Source organism: Rivularia sp. UHCC 0363, assembly GCF_034931125.1.
GTDB lineage: Bacteria > Cyanobacteriota > Cyanobacteriia > Cyanobacteriales > Nostocaceae > Rivularia.
On the sequence record NZ_JAYGHM010000097.1, the window covers coordinates 1 to 21,521 of the forward strand.

The 21,521-nt window shown below is 39.1% G+C and carries 19 protein-coding genes and 1 pseudogene; 10 read left to right on the top strand and 10 right to left on the bottom strand.

Features of this window, described 5'->3' with window-relative positions; all coding sequences use genetic code 11:
* The 3 genes from VB797_RS32160 to VB797_RS32170 form a co-directional block, all read right to left on the bottom strand.
* On the bottom strand, positions 1 to 295 hold a 295-nt coding region (locus tag VB797_RS32160; RefSeq protein ID WP_323241861.1), incomplete at its 3' end, for a hypothetical protein.
* Positions 288 to 1,208, bottom strand: coding sequence for a hypothetical protein (locus tag VB797_RS32165; protein WP_323241863.1), 921 nt, complete (start codon positions 1,206 to 1,208; stop codon positions 288 to 290). The genes VB797_RS32165 and VB797_RS32160, both read right to left, overlap by 8 nt.
* A gap of 179 nt (positions 1,209 to 1,387) precedes the next feature.
* Positions 1,388 to 1,948 carry a hypothetical protein gene (locus VB797_RS32170; RefSeq protein WP_323241864.1) on the bottom strand — a complete coding sequence of 187 codons (561 nt, stop codon included), beginning with the start codon at positions 1,946 to 1,948 and terminating at the stop codon, positions 1,388 to 1,390.
* A gap of 126 nt (positions 1,949 to 2,074) precedes the next feature.
* Here VB797_RS32170 and VB797_RS32175 point away from each other — a divergent pair.
* Positions 2,075 to 2,429 (top strand): annotated as a pseudogene (locus VB797_RS32175) (four helix bundle protein).
* Positions 2,430 to 2,524: 95 nt separating this feature from the next.
* On the opposite strand, the gene VB797_RS32180 reads toward VB797_RS32175, so the two are convergent.
* The 3 genes from VB797_RS32180 to VB797_RS32190 form a co-directional block, all read right to left on the bottom strand.
* Positions 2,525 to 3,178, bottom strand: a complete 654-nt coding sequence (locus tag VB797_RS32180; RefSeq protein WP_323241865.1) for a hypothetical protein — start codon at positions 3,176 to 3,178, stop codon at positions 2,525 to 2,527.
* Between the two features lie 200 nt (positions 3,179 to 3,378).
* Positions 3,379 to 4,005: a hypothetical protein gene (locus VB797_RS32185; RefSeq protein WP_323241866.1), complete on the bottom strand. Its 627-nt coding sequence runs from the start codon at positions 4,003 to 4,005 to the stop codon at positions 3,379 to 3,381.
* A gap of 84 nt (positions 4,006 to 4,089) precedes the next feature.
* Positions 4,090 to 4,602, bottom strand: a complete 513-nt coding sequence (locus VB797_RS32190; RefSeq protein ID WP_323241867.1) for a hypothetical protein — start codon at positions 4,600 to 4,602, stop codon at positions 4,090 to 4,092.
* 601 nt (positions 4,603 to 5,203) lie between these two features.
* Between VB797_RS32190 and VB797_RS32195 the strand changes: the two genes are divergently transcribed.
* Positions 5,204 to 5,401: a ribbon-helix-helix domain-containing protein gene (locus tag VB797_RS32195; protein ID WP_323241868.1), complete on the top strand. Its 198-nt coding sequence runs from the start codon at positions 5,204 to 5,206 to the stop codon at positions 5,399 to 5,401.
* 1,012 nt (positions 5,402 to 6,413) lie between these two features.
* Entirely contained in the window at positions 6,414 to 8,687 is a 2,274-nt protein-coding gene (locus tag VB797_RS32200; RefSeq protein ID WP_323241869.1) for a hypothetical protein, read from the top strand.
* Positions 8,688 to 8,711: 24 nt separating this feature from the next.
* Here VB797_RS32200 and VB797_RS32205 read toward each other — a convergent pair whose 3' ends face one another.
* On the bottom strand, positions 8,712 to 9,098 hold the full coding sequence (locus VB797_RS32205; protein ID WP_323241870.1) for a type II toxin-antitoxin system VapC family toxin: 387 nt from the start codon (positions 9,096 to 9,098) through the stop codon (positions 8,712 to 8,714).
* Positions 9,082 to 9,345 carry a type II toxin-antitoxin system Phd/YefM family antitoxin gene (locus VB797_RS32210; protein ID WP_323241871.1) on the bottom strand — a complete coding sequence of 88 codons (264 nt, stop codon included), beginning with the start codon at positions 9,343 to 9,345 and terminating at the stop codon, positions 9,082 to 9,084. The genes VB797_RS32205 and VB797_RS32210 overlap by 17 nt, the downstream gene beginning before the upstream one ends.
* A 240-nt stretch (positions 9,346 to 9,585) precedes the next feature.
* Here VB797_RS32210 and VB797_RS32215 point away from each other — a divergent pair, with 240 nt between their 5' ends.
* Both VB797_RS32215 and VB797_RS32220 read left to right on the top strand, forming a co-directional pair.
* Complete coding sequence (locus VB797_RS32215) at positions 9,586 to 10,833, top strand: ATP-binding protein (RefSeq protein ID WP_323241872.1); 1,248 nt, start codon at positions 9,586 to 9,588, stop codon at positions 10,831 to 10,833.
* 7 nt (positions 10,834 to 10,840) lie between these two features.
* Entirely contained in the window at positions 10,841 to 11,455 is a 615-nt protein-coding gene (locus tag VB797_RS32220; protein ID WP_323241873.1) for a hypothetical protein, read from the top strand.
* A gap of 166 nt (positions 11,456 to 11,621) precedes the next feature.
* Here VB797_RS32220 and VB797_RS32225 read toward each other — a convergent pair whose 3' ends face one another.
* Positions 11,622 to 12,920: a pentapeptide repeat-containing protein gene (locus tag VB797_RS32225; RefSeq protein WP_323241874.1), complete on the bottom strand. Its 1,299-nt coding sequence runs from the start codon at positions 12,918 to 12,920 to the stop codon at positions 11,622 to 11,624.
* A gap of 327 nt (positions 12,921 to 13,247) precedes the next feature.
* On the opposite strand from VB797_RS32225, the gene VB797_RS32230 reads away from it, so the two are divergent.
* The 4 genes from VB797_RS32230 (at position 13,248) to mobV (ending at position 20,145) form a co-directional block, all read left to right on the top strand.
* On the top strand, positions 13,248 to 14,000 hold the full coding sequence (locus VB797_RS32230; protein ID WP_323241875.1) for an AAA family ATPase: 753 nt from the start codon (positions 13,248 to 13,250) through the stop codon (positions 13,998 to 14,000).
* A 206-nt stretch (positions 14,001 to 14,206) separates the two neighbouring features.
* The gene (locus VB797_RS32235) at positions 14,207 to 15,205 is read left to right on the top strand and encodes a ParB/RepB/Spo0J family partition protein (RefSeq protein ID WP_323241876.1); all 999 of its coding nucleotides are present in this window, start codon (positions 14,207 to 14,209) and stop codon (positions 15,203 to 15,205) included.
* A gap of 217 nt (positions 15,206 to 15,422) precedes the next feature.
* Positions 15,423 to 18,356, top strand: coding sequence for a DEAD/DEAH box helicase (locus VB797_RS32240; RefSeq protein ID WP_323241878.1), 2,934 nt, complete (start codon positions 15,423 to 15,425; stop codon positions 18,354 to 18,356).
* Between the two features lie 739 nt (positions 18,357 to 19,095).
* Complete coding sequence (gene mobV / locus VB797_RS32245) at positions 19,096 to 20,145, top strand: MobV family relaxase (RefSeq protein ID WP_323241880.1); 1,050 nt, start codon at positions 19,096 to 19,098, stop codon at positions 20,143 to 20,145.
* 192 nt (positions 20,146 to 20,337) lie between these two features.
* Here the strand turns inward: mobV and VB797_RS32250 are convergent, their stop codons facing one another.
* Positions 20,338 to 21,228 carry a tyrosine-type recombinase/integrase gene (locus tag VB797_RS32250; RefSeq protein WP_323241882.1) on the bottom strand — a complete coding sequence of 297 codons (891 nt, stop codon included), beginning with the start codon at positions 21,226 to 21,228 and terminating at the stop codon, positions 20,338 to 20,340.
* Between the two features lie 77 nt (positions 21,229 to 21,305).
* Here VB797_RS32250 and VB797_RS32255 point away from each other — a divergent pair.
* A partial coding sequence (locus tag VB797_RS32255; protein ID WP_323241881.1) for a helix-turn-helix transcriptional regulator occupies positions 21,306 to 21,521 on the top strand: 216 nt, incomplete at its 3' end.

Below are 21,521 nucleotides of genomic sequence, written 5' to 3' on the forward strand. Positions count from 1 at the left end.
ATGAATCATAATTTCTACTTAATCTGACCAGCATATATGAAGCATTTCTATCCCCCTGGGCTGCTGCTCCTGCTCCTAATAAAATAAACCCAATTGCAAATCCACAGCTTCCAGAACTTGCCCTTTTAAGTGCTTCTGGAGTTTTATTCCCTGTTAGTGGTAAAGCTATTAATGCAACTCCAGAAACAATAAATATGCTAATACTTATAGCTGTCGCCCAGGATGATAAGCAAGCTAACGAATACCAAATTCCTATTTCTTGGAATTGTTGTAATTGATTTTTTATTCTATTCATGATTAAAATCTATTGGTTTACCGTTGAAATGTTGATAAATATTATTCGCTTCTAACCAACTAGGTAATGTTCTTTCTACTTCTGACAATTCGTTACCATTCTCATCAACCAATCCATGCACAATTTGTACTCTAGATAATGGTGTTTCTCCATTAGCTGAAAACTTTTTAAGTTGAATTGTGCCTGATTTCCTGGCTTCAAATGTTCCCTCGACAGATGCAATTTGTTTATCCATCTGGGAATGATTTACGGCTCTGGCTTTTAGGTAATCTTCGAGTTGAAATTGGTTTTTAATAGCTTCATTCTCGTCATCGGTTAACCCTAGTTCTTTTCTTTGCTGTAAATCTTCTTGAGTTAAACCGTCTTTTAAAGTATCTGTATATAATTGGTTGGAATGTTGCTTGATATCTCGGTTGCGTCTGTGTTGCTGCCAATTATAGTAAGCCGTGGTTTTCTCGGTTTCTCCTAGTTGGTAATCGGATTTTTTAAGCCTACCGACACGAGAAGCTAGCGTTAATGAAATACCCCACAATCCTACGACGGAAGCTACATTACCGTATATTTGATAAGGGTTATCTCTAGGGATGATTCTTACTAAGCTAATCGTGCTACCCATGTATGGAATAATAGAACCGTAGCTGTTATATTTGTCCCACTCTTCTGCAAGAATATATCTTGGTTGATGGCAGTATTTACTATCTAGTTCCTTTTGTGCTTTTTCTAAATCATAATATCGTAGTTTTTTAACTTTCTTTTTATCGGCTAATATGTTCTCCTGTTTGTTAGCAGTTTGCGGACATAATTGTATTTGTGCTAGTGGGTAAGGTTGGCGTGAATGAGAAAAGCAGAAGCCAGTTATACCGACTACTGCTGATATTACAATGGCTGATAGTTCAATCGTATTTCTACTCATTTATTAATAAGGAAGGAGTAAGAAGAAAGGAGGAAGAAGTAATAAAAGCAAACTTATATGCACACGCAGCTAATTCAATATTTATCTTCATTGTTTGGTTTACTTCCGGGGTATTCTTCACTCAAAACAAACCCCCCTTCTTCCCTCTTCCCTCTTTCTTCTTCCTTCTTCATTTCTACTCATCTCCTGCTAATAATAAATAAAGAACCAAGCACTATTCCTGCTGCAATACCGATTGATAGCCAAGGGTCTAACCAAGGTCTTTCTTGATAAATAGTCTGAATATCGGCGCTGATTTGATATGCGCTATCTGTAGTCATTTGCTGGAAGTATTGATAATCTTTAATTGCCAACCAGGTGCTTCCAGCAGCTATTACAAAACCACCAATTGTTTTTACTGGTTTCTCCATTCCTTCCACCTCAAATCCGTCATTATAATTAGCTCTAAACCCAGATAAACCAACTATTGAACTAATTGAACAAATAGAAAAACATAATCCTGCTGCAAGCCACAGAGATGCACCACCGTTGATTAATAAAAGTAGTCGTGCAAGAAAAAATCCGCTAGCACTTAACGACCAACTTATGAAATATTTCTGTACCAGTTCTGTCGTTTGAATTACTTGCTTTCTATGTTTTTTACGTTCTTCCAGATGTTCTATTAAGTCTTTGGGTAATTGGGTATCTGGTGTAGTTTCCGATTGCTCTTGTTCTTCTAAATCATCAAATTGCTCAATCATTGTTAATGAAGGAAGGAGTTAGAGGGAAGAAGGAAGAAGAAGGAAGAAGAAGGAAGAAGAAGATAAAAGAAGAATAAATGGTAGTATTACTATTACTTCATTCTTCAAACTTCTTTCTTCAAAAATATGAGTAGTCATCGAGAACAGTTTATCTGGAAACGTGGTGTAAAATTAGCCATTTTGTGTTACCAATTAACAAAATATTTTCCTCAATCTGAACTATATGGACTAACAAATCAAATAAGACGAGCATCTGTATCTGTTCCTTCCAATATTGCTGAAGGATATGGCAGAAACAGCAAAAAAGAATATGTACGTTTTATTAGGATTTCCGTCTTGCTCTTTAAGAGAAGTAGATACCCAACTATTTATTGCTAAAGAAGTAGGTTTGGCATCTACAGAACTATTTGTGCCTGTAATGAAAGAAGTTGATGAATTACAACGCATTTTAGTATCGACTCTCCAAAAACTTGAATCATAGATAATTACGCTCAGCTATAGGAAAGAAGGTTTAAGGGGTATTAAATAATCTTCTCTTCTTCCTTCTTCCTTCTTGCCTCTTCCTTATGAAGACAACTAGAATCCAAGGATGGTATCTTTAATCTTTTGAATTATTGAACGTCCTGCATATTGTTTCTTGGGTTTTAAATCATCTCTAGCATTATCACCAGCATCAAGATAATAGTTACCTAAGTCTTTGTCATGTTGTAAATCAATTGTTTGTTGCCTTACTTCTGTTTTTAATTCTTCTTGCAGCATCTTGTATTCGCCATCAATACTCATCATGTGGCGGTCTACCCAAGCTTTCAATGTGATATGTTCTGTGGCTTGTTTATGGCGCAATTCCTCTCTACTTTTAGCTCCTTCAAAGTCAAGGCTTAATTCTTCTAATTGATTTGCTAGTTTATCGTCGGCAAGGATGGATGATTGGATTTCTCGTTCTATTCTTTCTCCACTTACACCTGCTTGTTTATAAATAGCTGCTAAAGTTGTGTTTAAATCTTCTGCGCCTTTGATTGCAGCAATCATATTATCTTTAACTTTTGGTGCAAATTCACTAATCTTTGCTCCATCATTACCCATTTGACCGATTAGTTTTAGTGCTTTTTGGTCGCCCATTAATGCCCTGTAAATTAGGTTTGTGGAAGCGTTGAATTTCCCACGTAGTTGTCTTTCTAGGTGGCGTGATTTTGAAGAAACCAAGTTTTTTAGCTTGCCAGTATTTTTCACAACGATTAATCCTCTCCTCTGTTAGTATTTCTGTACATTGGTAGTTCATCCACTGTTGGTATTGCTGTATTCTGTCTTTTCTTTCTAAGTAGGCTTGGTATTTTAAGTGATAGCTGATTGATTGGTAGCAGTAATCTATTAGGAATAAAGCAGGAATAAGGATTGATAGTAGCTTTAATGCTCCAGTAAATGTTGAGTATTTACTGTATTTTGAATGCTGCCGAAAGACTTTTGGAGAAGCTTTTGAGATTAGAGCTTTTTTGCTCTAACACCTCCTTTGTTGTTATGACTCCTTCTACACTCTTTCTCTGCAAGCTAGTAGTTCTGTTATTGATATAGTCACGCAGGTTGTTATTGCTAGCATCAATTTTTTGTTCAACTTCATCAAATTTACTTTGGGCATAATCTTTGATTGATGAGTTGATAGTTTCTACAGCACTAACAAAGTCGGTGAATGAGTCGCTAACGGTTTGGGAGATATCTGTGATTTCTGATTCGCTCAACTCTATTCCCAACGATTGGGCTTGTACTGTTATTAATTGCTCTTTCTGTTGATTGGTAATTGCGGTTGAATTCCCCGTTTCTTGAGTAGCTTCTGATTCTGTCAAAGCTGAGGGTGTATTTTCTGAATTGGGAATTTCTAGAGATTGATTATGTTTATCAATCAAATACTGTACCCCTGCTTTTATTTGTTCTGGAGTGGGGTTATCTAAGTCATTGCAACCTATAATTTTTGCAGCTTCTAAATAATCGTTTTGTGAAAAACCCTGATAATTCTTCTTGTATAACCTTGTCCGAACGTTGTTCTGAAATTTTGTAGTAGCCATGCCGTTTTCTCCAGTTACTCCACTATCAATTCCAAATAATTAACTCTAATTGTTTGATTTTGAAATTCCGTCCTTGAGTCATATTCATTCAATAGCTAAAACTTCAATTCTAGGTTTGGGCGTGTTTGACTTTGAGCCAATAATGCGCTTATTAAATGCCCATTTGGCAGCACCAAGTGCAACTAATGCAAAATCATCGTTATTGAACTTTTTATTAGCTGAATAAGACAATCCACAACGACTAAACCAGTGATATTTTGTACTTCTAGGTATTTCTTTTATCTCTAATGTTTTTGTCAAGTCGTGTAGAAACGAGTCACAGGTAAAGGTTTGATTGCTGCTTCTATATTTATTAAAGACTTCCCAACACTCTTGGAAATCTTCACTCGTAAACGAAAATCGCTTATAACGTGACTTAAATTGTGCAACTGATTTGACAATCACATCACTTGAAGGATTTTCTACTGCAAACCCTAAATGATGCTTCATACTCGCAACTAATCTGTACCAAGTTATATCTGAGATTTTCTTTCCTAAAGTCTGCTCGTAAAGACTTCTGAGCTTCCTATACTTTCTTAAGTAGTTATTGCTTGCCATATATGAATTACTACTATTACTACATAGATATACGGTGGTGATGTATCTCTTAAGTGACTATCCGTAAATTCTTAGTTATCAGGTACGTCAATAACTTTGAACCATGTATCAATACCCTTGGACACCTATCTGATAAGTTGGACAACAATTGAATGAAAAACATATTTACAAGACTTGAAACAACGTCTGGACAAGAGTTTTCATTGTTTTGATGTAATTAGACTCCTCTCTCTAGCACCCATATGTGTACCCCCGCTCACACGCCGCGCTTTGGGAATGAGGCGCTGTCGCTTCCAAGAGCGTTTACAAGTGAAGGCATCTGAACAGAAAGTTGCTCCCAGTTGGCGCGTGGTTGCAACAATGTAGCCGGGGAGGGTATTTCCCACTTTTTAATGATTTTATTCATAGGCTTAATGGAAATACGAATCTATGCCCCTCATTAGTTGTATTTTTGGCAGCGTAAGGATTTTGGGTATTTGCTATTTATGCTGATATGATAATAGTACTTTACCACAATGAAAAGTACATTACCTGACTATTTGTTGAGGTAAGTTTAAGAAATGATAATGAAGGAGGTGATTTTATATAGTTAAAGTTATTAATGCCAACAGATAAAGCACTAGTGAGCGTATATGTCCCTAAAGACATCAAAGAAAAGCTTGAAGTATGGGCAACTGAAGAAGACAGGTCTGTCAGTTATATAGTTGGCAGACTGATCATAGAAACGATTGAAGTTAGAGAATCAAAGAAAAATATTCCCCATGATTCTAAAGACAAAGGGGATAAGCAAGATGCATGAATCATTACAGTATCGACCCACTTGAATTGCCATCGTTACCATTAGCTGAACGTTCACAGATGCCAACAAGCCATGCGTATACTTTGTCTTAATGGACAACTGCGTTTTGTACATTGGACAAACTGTTAATCTTGCTCGCATTGTGCCTGTGCAGCTTTCTTTATTGACCTTCTTCGCCTCTCGCCTATTTTTCTATTCTTTTTTGCAATTTCTTTTACCTTTGCTCCCAGGCAATAGTATGATAAGTGCATTAGTTTTGTTTACGCAGAACAATTCTTGCTGCGATATTCAGGAGCAGCAAAAAGTAAAACTAGTTCTTATTAATTGATAGGGGCTTTGAATTATTTAAGGAGGTTGTAGATGATTGAATATGTTTAAAGGACAAAAAAGCTTGAAGTAAGCGAATTTTGCCCTAAAAACTAAATATTGCAACGGAGGGTTATATCTCAAAGAACCTAACCAGTATGGATTGTGCCTGCAAGCTTTTCTATCACTGTTTAAGTCTTAACCAGAGATGACTCCGCTTTGTGCTACACACACATCTTATTACAAGTTGCGTCTCTCTGTACAGCTTTTTTGCCACAATTGGACATTTTTTAAATCGTTAAATTCCGGCTCACAAAAAGAAAGTAGTAGACAGTTGCACAAAAACGCGGAAACCCTCCACTTGGAAAGCTTCAGTAACCAAAACAAGGAGGAAGTATGTATTTGTAAAAAATTAAACCATCCTGATATGTCAGGGAATCATGACTTTAGCGCAAGAAAAAGCTGGGTAGTTCGCCTTGTGCTTGGTTAATCCCGTTCCGTGTATGTAACTAGAAAACACCAGAAAACACCACAGTAAAGCGGTAGTTCGCCCGCGTCCTATCCGTTCCACAGACCGAAAAAAACCGCGAGACGATTCATAGTCGTCTCAGCACGCTGGAAAAATACCCCAGCACAACAAATTTAAGATTTTCATTCTAAGTTACATGGAACGAGATTAACCAAAACAAGTTAGGCGGCTACCCCGATGATTCAACATCGGAGCAGCCATATGTATTTACCAGAAAAACCAGAAAATAACCGCTTTTCAAGCCGTCCGGCTTCTGACAACAAAAAACTCAAACCCCATTCACCCGCTGACCCCGTGGGTAAGCGTTATGTACAATGCTTCTACCACCCTCATGGCGCAATAGTAGCCCTTACACCATGCGGAGAAGAAAAACCAGCATGGCGTACTATTAGCTATTACCTCCAAGCTTCCACGCTCTGGAATTATCACCAAGACCCGTCCAAACTGGTGGGTATCCGATTTGGGAACAACACGAAATTCGGCGTAATTGACCTAGATGACGGCGGCGACTACCATAACCCAGAATCCGTAAAAAAAATCCAACACGCCCTAGAAAACATCGGCATCACCGATATAGTCCCCATACAATCCAGCTATAGCGGTGGCTACCACCTAATAATCCCCTTTTCTACCCAAATAACCACCTTCTCGCTCGCCTGCGCTTTAGAAATAGCATTAAGAAAAGCAGGTTTGAGCATCCGCCAAGGACACCTAGAAGTCTTCCCCAATGCCAAACCCTACGGCAGCAACACAGTCACCAACTACAACGCCATCCGCTGCCCCATGCAGCCCCATAGCGGTGCCTTACTCCTAGATGACGACCTGGAACCAATCGGCGACAGCGTAGAAGTCTTCTTAGACCACTGCGATCGCGCCTCTTGCCGCCAAGATTTAACAAAACTTAAAAGATTCGCCAGAAAAGCCAGAAAAACGATAACCAAAGAAAGGTACAGCAAATTTTATTCTAAAGATGCTCTTTCTTGGCGTACTGACTGGGAAGAAATCATCGCCACCGGGTGGACGGGAAAAGGACAAACAAACACCTATCTACAAATCCTTGTAGGCTATGGAATAGTATTTTTGGGGTTAGAGTACTCCGAATTAGTTAAATACGCCTTAGAAGTCGCTACAAACGCCCCTGGCTACACAGAATATTGCGGACACCAACATGAAATAGAAGCTAGGGTACGTCAATGGGCTAAAAACAGTATCAACAACAAATGGTATTCCGAATATGCCAGCTACCCAGAACGCCCCCGTGAAACCTTTGCAGCCACATTTGCGGAGATAATTGCAGGTGGGGGGAACACTAGAAAACCCAAAACCAAAGATAACGTAATACCATTTGACCGACGTAAAGCACAAAGCGAACAGCGCAGCCAAGAAGCCCAAAGACGCATTCGTTGGTCGGTAAAAGCATTGGAATGGAGTACGGGCTTACCCGAAGGAATAACCGACCGAACTTTGGCAATAAGTGCTGAATACAAACGTAGTTTTGGTAAAACCATTTCTAGAGAAACGCTGCGGAAATATCTCCACCTGTGGCATCCGAATTTTTATGTGGAAGACCCCTGGGCAGAAAATAGCTCAAATGCTTGTCAGACGGACAAGTACGGGTATTTTAACCAGCAAATAAGCGTTGACCAAAATAAAAACGCCCAAAATCCAAGCCAGATGGGCGAGTACGGGTATTTCTCCTATATGAAGGTTTTGTGCCTGCCTCCCGCAGACGCTTCCCCGCAGGGGGAGTCGTCTGCTTCCGAAGTGTCGGATCAAGTTGAGTGCGTGGAAGTTGAAAGTCCAGAAATTGAAAATGTAAATATTTTTAACAATTCCAACAATCAACCAAATTCTGAAATTGAAAATCCAGAAATTGAAAATTGTTTTGATAATTCAAATAACGAATTAAATCCTGAGATTGAAAATTCAGAGAATTTAGAAAATCCAGAAATTATTGAAAATGTAAATAATCTTAACAATTTCAATGATTCCAACAATGAATCTAATAATTCAAATGATTCATCAGAATGTTTAAACAATTTTAAACCGATAGAAAATAATTCTGATAAGTATTCTAAATACCCACATGGCTGCGGCGCGGCTGAAAATGGCGATAATAAAAACTTATCAATCAATCTCGATCGGGCGGATTGTACTGTACCTTCATCTTCTTCTGTGCCACCAGAAGTTGAGGAATTGAAACGAGCTACCCGGTTGCGACTGAAAGCATTATTCGATGCCCAGAAAGCGGTGAGGACGTATTGCGTGATAACAGGACGTTTGTTACTAGGGCAAGAGCGATCGCGATTAGAGCAAATCGCCAAGTACCAATTCTACATGGATTCGGGATGCTCCGTGTTAGTAGCAGAAGCAGAAGCTTGGGCAGCTGTTAATCCTGGGTGCTTGCCGTTTAGTTTGCAGTCGGCATTCAACGAACGCGCCGATGAATGAAGCGTTACAGATGGGTGCCTATAATTACCAAATCACATCAACAGGATACCGAGTGACTTGAGTATCTACAGTTACAATCGGCATTTTCTCCACTTGGCTTTGAGCAATGATTATTCTGTCAAAAGGGTCACGGTGAAAGTCTGGTAAATTCACTACTTGTAAAGCATGAACCATCTGAATCGGTAGACTTTCAAATCGATTCATTGTCAATCGACTCGGAATGTAAGTTTCTGGCGGTTCTGGTAAATTCAATTTTCCCAAACGTACTTTGATGACGATTTCCCACGCACTCGCAGCACTCAAGAACAATACATTACCCTCGTCAGCAATTACACCGCGAGCAGTAGATGAAAGTCGGGAATCGTCTGTAACCCACCATATAAATGCATGGGTATCAAGTAATGCTTTCATTGTGGATGTCTAGGGGATTAAGAAAGTCGTTCAAAACATCCTCCGGTAGGGGTTCGTCAAAGTCAGGAGCGATAACCACCTTACCACGGTCTAATCCTGGAATTCTTGGTGATGGCTGTCTCGTAACAGGCACAATACGGGCAACGGGATTGCCAGCTTGAGAAAGAACAACTTCCTCTCCCGCCAAAACTCGGCGGAGCAGTTCCGCAAAGTCAGACTGATTGGTAGGAAGTTCTGTATTATACATTGACGGTTACTCCAAATTGTTGCAGTTCGTGCCGTTGCTTAGAAGAAGGCGCTCACGTAGTTGAGAGCGTGCAACGGCGCTTACATTTGAGTTTAACGGACACTTGGGAAACAAAGCTGTCCCCTATATGTTATCCACATCCATTCTTTGGTAAGTTTACAATCTAAAATTGCACCACAACGAACGGTATGGGGATAAAAATAGAATTGATTCACGTTTATATTAGATTTGGATAATTAAATGTTGAAAGAACTTCACCTCCAGCAAGTTGGTCCAGCCGACCATTTTGATGTTGAATTTGCCGATAGACTCAATATATTTACAGGTGATAACGGTTTGGGTAAAAGTTTTTTACTCGATGTTGCTTGGTGGGTAATCACTGGAAACTGGGTAGAACAACCTGCTTATCCACAACGAAATAAAGAAGGAAACCCAAAAATTAACTGCCTAGTTAGCACCGAAAATAACATAAAAGAATATCAAAGTGAATTTGATTTCTCCGAACAACAATGGCGTAATTTACAAATGCCTCCCTTATTAAAAGAGGTAATTATTTACGTGCGCGTTGATGGTGGTTTTTCTGTTTTTGACCCCGCACGCAACCGGGATAATGCTTATAATTTTAACCCAGATACGCTTTGGAACGGCTTAAAAATAAACGGTAAAGTTCTTTGTAATGGTTTAATTCAAGATTGGGTTACATGGCAAAATCAACCCAATAAATATCCCTTTAAACTATTTTATAACGTCATTAAAAAACTTGCACCTCACCCTTCTGAATGGATAGAGATTGGAGAACCAACGCGAGTTTCTGTGGAAGACGTGCGCGATATTCCTACAGTTAATTTGCCTTATGGTAACGTTCCTGTAACTCAAGCTTCTGCCGGAATGAAGCGGATTTTGGGATTAGCTTATTTACTAGTATGGACTTGGTACGAACATAAAAAAGCTTCTGAACTGCGCCAAGAAAGTCCAACGAATCAAATAGTTTTATTAATAGATGAAGTTGAATCTCACTTACATCCCCAATGGCAAAGAGTAATTTTACCAGCTATTTTAGATGTGGCGCGTGAATTACAAAATAGTATAAATATACAGGCTTTAGTTACTACTCATTCTCCACTAGTTCTTGCTTCCTTAGAACCAGATTTTAATGAAGAGGAAGATAGATTATTTTTATTCAAATTAGAAGATAAAGAAGTCACTCTTGATGAAATACCTTGGTCAAAACAAGGAGATATAGTTGGATGGTTAACCTCAGAAATTTTTGGACTCAAACAAGCGCGTTCTAAAGAAGCAGAAAATGCCATTGAAGCCGCAGAAGCTTGGATGCGTCATGACGGTTTGAATGCTTTTCCAGAAAACTTGAGAACCCACTCACAAATTCATCAGGAATTACAAAGACTTTTACCCGGACACGACCCATTTTGGCCGCGTTGGATAGTCACATCAGAAAAAAGAAATTCTGCTGGATTATCGGGGGTTTAACATATAAATGATACCGTTTGAACCTCCACCAGAACCACCAGATTTTGATAAAAAAGCACGACAACCAGGAAATGCTTGGTTGGCAAAAAATCCCGACCCTAAAAAAGGAACTAGGGATTATTGGTCGCCTTTTAAAAGTAATTTAGCCGATGGGTTTAATAATCTTTGTGCATATTCGGCAATGTACGAACCAGTTGGTACGGTAGAGCATTATCTAAGCCGCGATAATTATCGTAATTTGGCTTACGAATGGAGTAATTTACGCTTTGCTTCTGCTTGGATTAATAGTTGTAAAGGTACGCTTGATGACCAAGTTCTTGACCCTTTTGATTTGGGAGATGATTGGTTTGAAATTCTGCTTCCTTCTTTACAGTTAGTGTTAACAGATAAAGTTCCCTCTCAACAACGTCAGAAAGCAGAATTTACCTTGGAACGGTTGCGGTTACGCGATGATGAACGAGTTTTGCGCCAGCGTCAATCTTGGTATCAATTATATTTGGATGGAGATTTAACTCTACAAGGATTAGAAAAAAAGCTCCTCTCATCGCTCGTGCAGTTAGAAAACAGCAGCAAGCAGTTTCTCAGCAATAATATCAATTACCTGCTCAAAATTGAAGATTAAAAATGACTTTGAAGCAGAAATAATTTTACTCTCAGGTTGTTATAATAAACGCAGCATAACAAAAATAAAATAAAAGCTGATTTATTGCTGGTTAAATTAATTTTATATAATTAACGATACCTGCATTTTAGCTGATAGTAACCCATCAAATTATTTCACTTTATTGTTATCGCGACTTATTTTTTTCTAATTCCAGCAGCGCTTTAAGATTTTTAATATCGTTCGGTTTTATATTGCTATCAATACATCCATTATTTACTCGTAAAATAACCGCAAATCTATCTTCATCGCTAACAGTAACTTCTAGTAAATCTAAATTTTGATAAATTTTATAAGATGTATTTTCACGCATTTTTATATATAAGCGAGAATTGCCCCCAGGCGATTCCCCACCAAATTTTTCAACAATTTCGGAAGCGATACGTATAACTTCTTGCTCTTCATCAAGAAATTTCTTTAAGTTCTCCGTTTCAAAAAGTTCTGGTTGTTGATGTCGCAAGTTGCAAAACAACGCCCATGCTAAATCATCTTGCTTAATGCCGTTTTTGTTAAGCGCAGAAACATCAAGATTACCCTGTTTGATACGAGTTAAATCCACATCCCATAAACTAATTCCAGCAACATTACAGTTAACAAATACCGCTCCTTCTACCATCGCTTGTCGCAAATTCACATCGCTTAAGTCTGCTCCTGTAAGATTAGCATTGCTAAGATTGGCTTTAATTAAACTAGCTTGGCTCAAGTTTGAATCCGTTAAAACCGCATTACTAAGATTAGCTTCATTAAGAATTGCTTCAATTAAGTGTGAATTGAGGATAGCAGCATTACTAAGGTTACAAGCCCTCATATCAGCTTTCCAAAAATTTGCATTTTGTAGTTTTGCACCACTCAAATTAGCGCCAACAAGGTTAGTTTGATAAAAATTAGTTGCAAAGCCCTTAATATTAGTCAGGTCAGCACTAGCAAGATTATATTGACTTAAATCAATGTAATTAATCTCGCTCAAATCAACACTCCTTAAATTGGGCTTAATCTCCGGATGTTTTTCTCTCCACTGGTTCCAGGTTGCAGCCCCTTTTCTCAAAATCCGCAAGTGCGTTTTATCAGCTGTTGGGGGTTCTTTCTCAAGATTCGTCCACTGTTGAGCGATAAGTTCGTTAATTGAGTTGAGTTCTGATGCACCCAAACTTCTGATTTTAAGGGCGATATCTTCTAATACACTAGCGGGGGAAGTAATATTTGTACCCACATATTCGTAGAAGCGCCCCACCTCCATATCTAGTAACTCTGCTAGTTTCGACCAGTATTTGCGGTCGGGTACTGTTAACCCACGTTCCCAAGAAGCAACCGACTGCTGCTTGACGGGAGGGTCAAACAATTTACCAAACTCCCTTTGTGAAAGGTTTATCTTTTTACGTATATCTCGTACAAGAGAAGGAAATACTTCTTTCTCGTGTGAATCCATGTAATCTCCTCAAAGCAAGTACTTGTAGGCGTAATAAAGAAGCTGGTAGTTAAGAAGGAGCCGTACCAATTGGGTTCTTCTACTATGCAATTTATAAAACAGTTTTTAATTAAATAAGAAAATCTTCACAGTTTTAACTTGTCGTTTTTAATTGAACAATAGTAAACTGTAATTACGGAATTGCAAGTACAGACTGTTACGTGCATTGTCATTTGACGTAACCGTATATAGATGCGCTATTTTACAGCGTCACGCCCCAGCCACGGAGCGTATCGCTGTGGTGGATACGTGTGGCAATACCAATTTACACAAGTTTTGCATTAAAATATGACCAAAATTATAGCCGAATTTAACCAAGCGGGTGGGGTGGCGAAAAGCACGCTTACACAAAACTTGGGCTATCACCTTTCCCGGCGAAATCATCGCGTGTTGCTTGTTGATATGGACCCGCAAGCAACGCTAACAACTTTTATGGGTTTAGTTCCTAGAGAGTTGGAGAAAACTATCTACGATGCAGTAGTCGAGGAGCAACCCCTGCCAATTCATGAAGGCATAAATGGCATGGATTTAGCACCAACAAATATTGCGCTATCGTTGGCTGAGTCTCAGCTTGCTAACGCTGATATGCGGGAGTTTCGCTTACATGAAGCACTCGAACCTATCAAGAATAACTATGATTATATCCTGATTGATTGTCCTCCTAGTTTAGGGATTTTGAGTTACATTTCGCTGGTTGCTAGTAATTACATTCTCGTACCAATTGAGACGCATTTTAAATCACTTGAAGGAAGCAGTGAACTATTAAAAACTGTTGCAAGAGTTAAATCAAAAATCAACCGCGATTTACTTGTAGCAGGCTTTGTTCCTACAAAATACGATAGCCGTAACTCTCACGATACCAGGGCGTTGGGAACGATTCAAGAAACCCTATCCCAAGTTGGAAAAGTGTTTCCTCCCGTGCCAAGAAGTACGGCATTTACCGATGCTTCTGAAAAGCGAATACCCCTCGCCATGCACGCTCCCAAACATCCAGCAGTGAATGTTTTTGAAGAATTAGCTGGTGGTATCGAATCAATGTAGGAGGCAGTCCCCATGAAAAACAATTTACACCACCAATTCTCTTATTAAATTTCTTCCCACTGCCGACTGCCGACTGCCCGACTTAGAAGTCAGAAGAAAGGAAGGAGCGCACGACTCGAAATGTAATTTTAAGCGCCTTCGGTACGAAAACGTAATTGATAAATGAAAGTACAGTCACAACCCTCAATATTATGAGAAAAAAACTGATGGCTACTAGTCTTAGTAGTGGACTTGATGCATTTTTAGAATCGAGTCTCAACCCAAGAGATGTAAGTAAGTCTGCTGACAACAATTTGGATTCAAATCAAGATAGTGCAGAAGAATTAGAGAATTCACAGATACTGAGAACTTTACCCATAGAACAAATATGCCCGGACAAACAACAACCCCGCCGTTATTTTGACCCCGAAAAGCTGGAAAAACTAGCGCAATCAATCCAAGAACACGGAATCCTCGAACCCCTAATAGTGCGTCCCCTAACGGATGACACCTACGAACTAATTTGTGGCGATCGCCGTTTCAAAGCTTCTCAAAAAATTGGTTTAAAAGAGGTTCCGGTTAATGTACTCTTCCTTGACGATAACCAGGTTAAGGAAATCCGCCTGATCGAAAACTTGCAACGGGAGGATTTAAACGCTTTTGAGGAAACAGAAGGGATTCTGGAATTGCTTGCAATCAAACTGGAAATGCCAACTGATAGTGTAGTATCCCTACTTTATAAGATGGCGAATGAAGAAAAAGGAAATTCTAACCAAAACGTTTTGGTTAGTTCCAAATATCAAATAATTCAAAATTTGTTTGATGCGCTTGGTAGGTTATCTTGGCAATCGTTTGTTTCCTCAAGACTCCCCTTACTCAAGTTGTTTCCAGATATTCAACAAGCATTGAGAAACGGTTTGATTGAGTACACAAAAGCTAAATTTATTAACAAAATTAAAGACCAGTCGCAGCGTGTAGATTTTTTAGAACAAGTAGTATCCCAAAACTGGTCTTTGAGAACAATAAAAGAAAAAATTTGCGCTCTTAATAATACCCAAACTTCAACAGAAGAAAACCAAATATCAACAGAAAATGGCGATTATCCAAAGCGCGTTACGTCTGTACTTCATCAAATTAAAAAGATGCGTCTTTGGTCAGACCCCAATAAGCGCTCGAAATTAGAACCTCTGATTACCCAATTGGAACAACTTATAGCAACCAATTAAGCTTGGTATTTTTCTCAAATTTACACAGAGGTTAGTACAGTCATGAAATAGTTTTGTACTGTCTTCCTCATCATTATTGTTCTGTTTTGCGTCGCACGTTAATGGCGGAACTGACCAAGCAATTGCGAATTGGTATTCGTAGCCCCAGCACCGGAACGGCGAATGCGAATTGCTTTTACGCTGTGCCAAAACCAATATTTAGTCAAATGCTATAAAAATGTCCAATCACCATTCAAAAATTACCAAGATATTAGATGCTTGGCTAGATTTCTTTTACCTAGAAAACCTTTGCCGAGCGCAAATCAATGCTGCTGATGATAGCAACCAAATCTTTGATAAAGGTATTTCTATCATTGGTGATAATCTCTCATTGCATGAATCTACTTTCAAGGAACTCAAACAGCAATATCAGCAAGTTGTCAAAAAAGGTAAAACTAATGATTTTAAAATAGCCGTGACGTTTCCTTCTATTTGGCGAGTCATTGATAACAGCCGCCGCTTTTATCCCTTATTTGCGATTGATATTTCTGCAATATTTACAGGCAATTATCGCGCTAAAGGATGGGACTTAAATAGTTGCAGCTTTCAACCAATCATTCCTAACTTGATGGAATTCTACGGGCTAGATGAGGAAGAAGCAGAAAATTTAGTAACGCTTGAAGGGTTAAAAGTATTTTTAGAAACGACCTTTAAAAAACCCTTTCAAACTTTACAAGATTTTGTTGACTTGATTGAAGTACCTCCTAAACCGTACATAACCAAGCGCAATCCTTATCTATTTCAGTGCAGCTTGGGAAATTGGAATTACAATTTAAAAAAAGATTTGCAGAAAATTCTGGACACACCACAGTATTTATGGGCGCAACCGGGACATCCTGCTTACGAATATTTGTTTGGGGAACCCAACGAACCAACCCATGAAACATTGTATAGTGGCGCTTTTCCTACCCATCCCCCAACCGACTCGCAAGCCGCAGTTCTCAAACACGCTCAAAAAAATCCTCTTACCGCAGCTTTTGGACCACCAGGTAATGCTAAAACAACGATTACTCTACACCTCATAGCGCAGCAAGTAGTAAAAAGGGCGGTACATTTAGCACAAACAGGAGAAGATATAAGCAATCTTACTTTAGTTACCAGTACTAATAATCGGGCAGTAACTAATGTTGAGGAAAGATTATCCTCCATAACAGGAACGGAACGTTTTTATTTATCAGGAGGTAGCAAAGAGTTAATTAACCAACAATTACTGCCAAAGCTACAGGCTGCGCTTGATTGGTTGCAACAACAAACTTTTGACGCAATCAAATTAGCAGAAATATCTGCTCAATTGTTAGCAGTAGAAAACCAAATTCAAACTCTACAAAACCAAGACCAATTTTACGTAAAACAACAAGCTGCTGATAACGAATTATTGAAATGGTTGAATGTAGATATTCAAGTTTTGGTAGAAGAAATAGCCAACCAGGAAAGAGGAGTTAGTACAGATTCCTCTCAGTTACTACGGAGTAATAGTGATTCCCATCAACTCAATCTGCAACTTATTAAAACTGACTATTCCCAATATCCATTTGATGCCTACTTGGAGATAGAACCGCATCTAAATAATGCAATTCGTGCGTTGTACTGTACTAAAAACGGATTAAATAAAGGCAGAAATAATAATTGGTGGACAAGATTTCAATGCTGGCTAGTCAAATTCTGGCGACAATTGACTAAAACTACTGACCGACATATTCTCAAACGCCTGTACCAACAAATTGAAATTCCCATATCTGCAACGCTGGCGACACCTTTTCCATTTCAAATGCCGTTGACGCGAGAATCGTTAATTGCTGCTAAATCTACTCTCACGGCACAATTAGAAGCTGCAAACCAATGGCGCGAACATTTAGGAAATATGTCAAATGCCCTTCGTCGTCTTGAAGAGATGAAAACTCGCAAAATACAGCTTGAAGAGAAACTTGCATCAATTCCCACCCAAGAAAACTGCACCCCCAGCCACACCGAAAATCATCACTCACAAGTACAGTTGTTTGAACTATCGTGGCAGTATCTGCAACTAATCGCCTTACAACGCAATTCAGAAGTAATTAGCTCCATCAAAACTTATATCGCCTTTCTCAACGGCGAGTGGGATGCATTCCGCACCATAGCACGCGATTGGCGCAATATCTACCGCAATCTCAGCCTTATATTCCCCGTATTTACATCAACTCTGCATTCAATCCGCAACCTCTTCCCCTACCCCGACAGCGGTTGCATAGACCGGGTAATTGTAGACGAAGCCGGGATGATACCACTCCATCAAGCATTTCCGGTATTGGTGCGCTGTAATCAAGCGTTATTTGTGGGCGACCCCATGCAACTCGAACCAGTGATGAATTTGACCCAGCAAACCCTAGAACAGTACTGCAACCAAGCTTTTAATGCACGGGGACTAACAGCAGAATATTACGACCTCTACAGCCCTACAGCTACCACTACTGCCACTGCCTACCACCGGGCTGCTGGTGCAAGCGGAAAACCGGGAGACATGGGACAAGGGATTATCCTCAAAGAACACTATCGCTGCGTGGAGCCGATTATCTCATATTGCGATCGCGTTTGTAATTACGGCATGGTTGTCAAAACCCCAGATAAACCATCGCTGCTTGGCTCAAACTTAATTGCATACCATGTGAGCGGTGAATACGAATCCCACACCAACCCGGCTGAAGTCTTGGCGGTGGAAAGAATTGTGGCTCAACTACTCGAAGCGGGCTACTGCATTAATTCACCAGACAACGATAAAACGATAGGAATTATTTCTCCCTACCGCCGTCAAGCGAATGCGCTTAAATCGCATTTGCAATCAGTTTGGCAAGATTTTTCTCCTGGCAGTATTGGCACGGTTCATACCTTCCAAGGAGGCGAAAAATCAGCGATTATTCTATCAACTCGCCAGTGTCGTCCGTCGGATAGTTTGTGGTTTATCAACCGCCGTCCAAATCTACTGAATGTGGCTGTAAGTCGCGCTAAGGAATTGTTTATTTTGGTCGGCAATTTGGAGCGTTTAGAACAAGCAGGCGGCTATTCCAAAATGCTTGTCGAGCATATTAATCAGCATGGGGAATTACGCGATATGGCGCACCTGCGTCACGAGAAATGAAAGCAATTCGGGTGGATGTTCTACCAAATCGGAATTACCGCTCGCGATGCGGCTTAGACGAACGTAATTATTAATTAATTTATGAAACATAGAATTCCAATTTTATCTCAATTTTCTGCTCAATTATTCTTCAGATATGTATAAGAAGGATTAAGACAAGTTAATGGGGATTAATACCTTACTTAAAAAATATGTAAATAGACACAATAATCAAGTTAAATTTTTGCTCGGTTAGTCGCTAGTTGTGCGTTTCATCTACCACTAATATTTGCCTTTACCAAGTTCTGTTGTCTTTCTTGTGAATTATTCCTTCTTCCAACTTCTGTATTAAATTCCGCGTCGTAAGTATCGCTCAGCATCTGCCGTTTTTCCCGCACACGAGCGCTGCGCTAGCTGCTTCTTCAACCCCAAGAGTGTACTTATTACGGAATTTATTTAATTCCTTCAAATTACTTCATTAGTTATCTATTTTTATTGTAAATAGAAGGATTGAGAGATATTGAAGGATGCTCGGTGCTGACGGTAGGTTTAATAAGCCCTTATATTAAACTTTATTTGAAGAAGATAAAAAAGGGTGGTGTTTCGACAATTAAATAAGTTTTTATGAGTGGATTATTTAATTACTGTACATACACAAGCGTAAATGCGCTACGTACTGGGCTTTTATGCATATTACGAATTAATTAACGTCACACAGAGGCGCTAATGAAACATCCATCAAAATTAAGAATTAAATAATATGGCATACGCAATTTTTTTAATGAAAAAACTAAAAACTGGGGGACAAATTGCGGGTTCTGCAAGTCACGTTCAACGCGATAGAGAAACGCCCAATGCTAATCCCTATAAAGAGAATGTTTGGTTAATGGGCAATCCCGAACAAGATTTAGTCGAAGACACCTTTAATCATATTGGCAACCAAACTATTCGCAAGAATGCCGTGCTGTGTGTAGAACTAGTTTTATCTGCATCCCCGGAGTTTTTTCGTCCCAGTACTCAAACCGAACCCGGTGAATACGAACAATTACAATTAAACCGTTGGCTCAACTTCAACAAGCAATGGTTGCAGGAACGGTTTAGCGTTACACCTGAAGGAATCTCCGTTCCGCGCAATCGCATAATCTCAGCCGCCGCTCACTTGGATGAGGTTACGCCCCACATCCACGCACATATGGTGCCAATTGATGAACGTGGTAAACTCAATGCCAGTGCGTTCTTCGGTTCTCCCAAATTGTTACGGGAATGGCAAGATGATTATGCTCAAGCGATGAAACCCCTTGGTTTGGAACGCGGGATACGGGGAAGTAAGGCGACACATATTGATATCGGACGATATTACACTAATATTAATTCTCCTCAAACAGATAATATTGAAGTACTGCGCGATAAAGCTAGGGACAGGGATAGAGCGGAACGTCAACGCCGGGAGATGGAAGCAACAGCCCTTGCAAAACAAAAAGAAGCTGACGAATTAAGAAGACAAAACCAACAATTGCAGCTGCAAATTCAGATTCAAAAAAAGAAATTAGAAGAGTTATCCAAATCGCCCTATGATATTTCTTTGGAAGATGTAGCCTATCAACTGGGATTCGAGCGCGATAAAAATAAACCTTTACTTTGGCTTAGTACAGACAGGTTACTGATGATTAACGACAACAAGTTTGCTACCAAGTCTGTTAATTCCTTTGATTCCAAACAAACTGGAGAAAATCCCATCGATTTAGTGCAAACAGTTTTGGGGTACAGCCGGGATACGTGCAAAATGGGACACGTTGCAAACTTTTGTTAAGATACTTGCAATAATTTAGATTTTATGATTTGGTTTTTGCTTAAACTTACTTTCCTGGCGCAGAGTATAGTGCATTCTCTTCAGCTACCAGCTTTTTTATTTTTTATTTGTGTAAAAAACAGAATTTTATATACCCACTATAATTTCAAATAGATCATAAAAATACTTTTTTAAACACAAACTTTTGGTAATCTAAGTCAATCTTTTTAGAGCTTGATGTGCAACTTCTTCTGCCCTAGCAGACGTAACTTTTTGATAGCGTAGAGTTGTTTGAATATTTTCATGTCCCATCAGTGCCCGTAACTCCTCAATACCCATTAAACCAACACGTTCCGTCGCAAAAGTGTGCCGTAAATCGTGTATTTTAATTCCAACTAACTCTGGGTAATGAGTTATTAATTTTCGCCAATATTCATGCACTGTACGATAGCTAATTCTACTGACAACTTTAGTCACTGGCTGTTGGGCTGTGAACAGTGCATTTACAGTATTATGACGCTCATATTTGATATATTTATTTAATGCTTCAGTAGCCGCGTTACCGAAATAACAACTACGCTGTTTATTGCCTTTACCAATGACTTGAAATCTATACTTAGTAAAATCTAAATCATCTATATTTAACGCTAAAAGCTCTGCTATACGGCAACCTGAATGATGTAATAGGTGTACTATCGCATTCATCCGTAAATCGGATGCAACAGCTTTATAAAGTATATTTAATTGTGTAGCAGTTAAATATCGTATCGCTCCATCAGTTTTATGCTCCCCTTTTTCTGAGTTCGGCTGACGTTGTTTTAAACCACGAATAGGATTGAACTTGATATAACCTTGTTCAACAGCAAAATTCAATAAACTTTGTAGTATTGCTTGGTACTTACGATGAGTTGTATAGCTACAATCTTCCAGAGTTTTTAAATACTCAACTAAAGTTTGCTTACCGATAATTTCAATTGCCCAACTTCCGTATTCTAAAAGTATTGGTTTTAACGCTAATTCATAAGTACGTCTGGTACTTTTCGCCCTTTCCGGACGTGACAAAAATTCAGTAATAACAGTGGCTAAAGTAACAGTCAATTTAATGCTAAATTATGTAATTTTTATGTCGAAAACCATCATTATTTAATATATCTTTTTTAGGTAAATAGTGATTACTTTTGATGGATACTTTTAACACTCCTTTGCCACAAGAAACAGTAGGGGACTACATTAAGCGGTTGCGCGTGGAATTAAAGATGAGCCAGAATCAGCTAGCTAATGCAGCCGGTATTCACCTACATTCCTTAGGGAAAATAGAACGAGGTATCACCACGAGATTAAGTCACAAAACCCGCCGGGGATTAGCTAGGGCTTTATCAATACCAAGCGAGTACTTA

Bases quoted from the DNA above. Each gene is read 5' to 3' on its own strand.
- VB797_RS32165 (WP_323241863.1), bottom strand. From the start codon at position 1,208: ATGAGTAGAAATACGATTGAACTATCAGCCATTGTAATATCAGCAGTA.
- VB797_RS32170 (WP_323241864.1), bottom strand. From the start codon at position 1,948: ATGATTGAGCAATTTGATGATTTAGAAGAACAAGAGCAATCGGAAACT.
- VB797_RS32185 (WP_323241866.1), bottom strand. From the start codon at position 4,005: ATGGCTACTACAAAATTTCAGAACAACGTTCGGACAAGGTTATACAAG.
- VB797_RS32190 (WP_323241867.1), bottom strand. From the start codon at position 4,602: ATGGCAAGCAATAACTACTTAAGAAAGTATAGGAAGCTCAGAAGTCTT.
- VB797_RS32195 (WP_323241868.1), top strand. From the start codon at position 5,204: ATGCCAACAGATAAAGCACTAGTGAGCGTATATGTCCCTAAAGACATC.
- VB797_RS32200 (WP_323241869.1), top strand. From the start codon at position 6,414: ATGATTCAACATCGGAGCAGCCATATGTATTTACCAGAAAAACCAGAA.
- VB797_RS32205 (WP_323241870.1), bottom strand. From the start codon at position 9,098: ATGAAAGCATTACTTGATACCCATGCATTTATATGGTGGGTTACAGAC.
- VB797_RS32210 (WP_323241871.1), bottom strand. From the start codon at position 9,345: ATGTATAATACAGAACTTCCTACCAATCAGTCTGACTTTGCGGAACTG.
- VB797_RS32215 (WP_323241872.1), top strand. From the start codon at position 9,586: ATGTTGAAAGAACTTCACCTCCAGCAAGTTGGTCCAGCCGACCATTTT.
- VB797_RS32220 (WP_323241873.1), top strand. From the start codon at position 10,841: ATGATACCGTTTGAACCTCCACCAGAACCACCAGATTTTGATAAAAAA.
- VB797_RS32225 (WP_323241874.1), bottom strand. From the start codon at position 12,920: ATGGATTCACACGAGAAAGAAGTATTTCCTTCTCTTGTACGAGATATA.
- VB797_RS32230 (WP_323241875.1), top strand. From the start codon at position 13,248: ATGACCAAAATTATAGCCGAATTTAACCAAGCGGGTGGGGTGGCGAAA.
- VB797_RS32235 (WP_323241876.1), top strand. From the start codon at position 14,207: ATGGCTACTAGTCTTAGTAGTGGACTTGATGCATTTTTAGAATCGAGT.
- VB797_RS32240 (WP_323241878.1), top strand. From the start codon at position 15,423: ATGTCCAATCACCATTCAAAAATTACCAAGATATTAGATGCTTGGCTA.
- mobV (WP_323241880.1), top strand. From the start codon at position 19,096: ATGGCATACGCAATTTTTTTAATGAAAAAACTAAAAACTGGGGGACAA.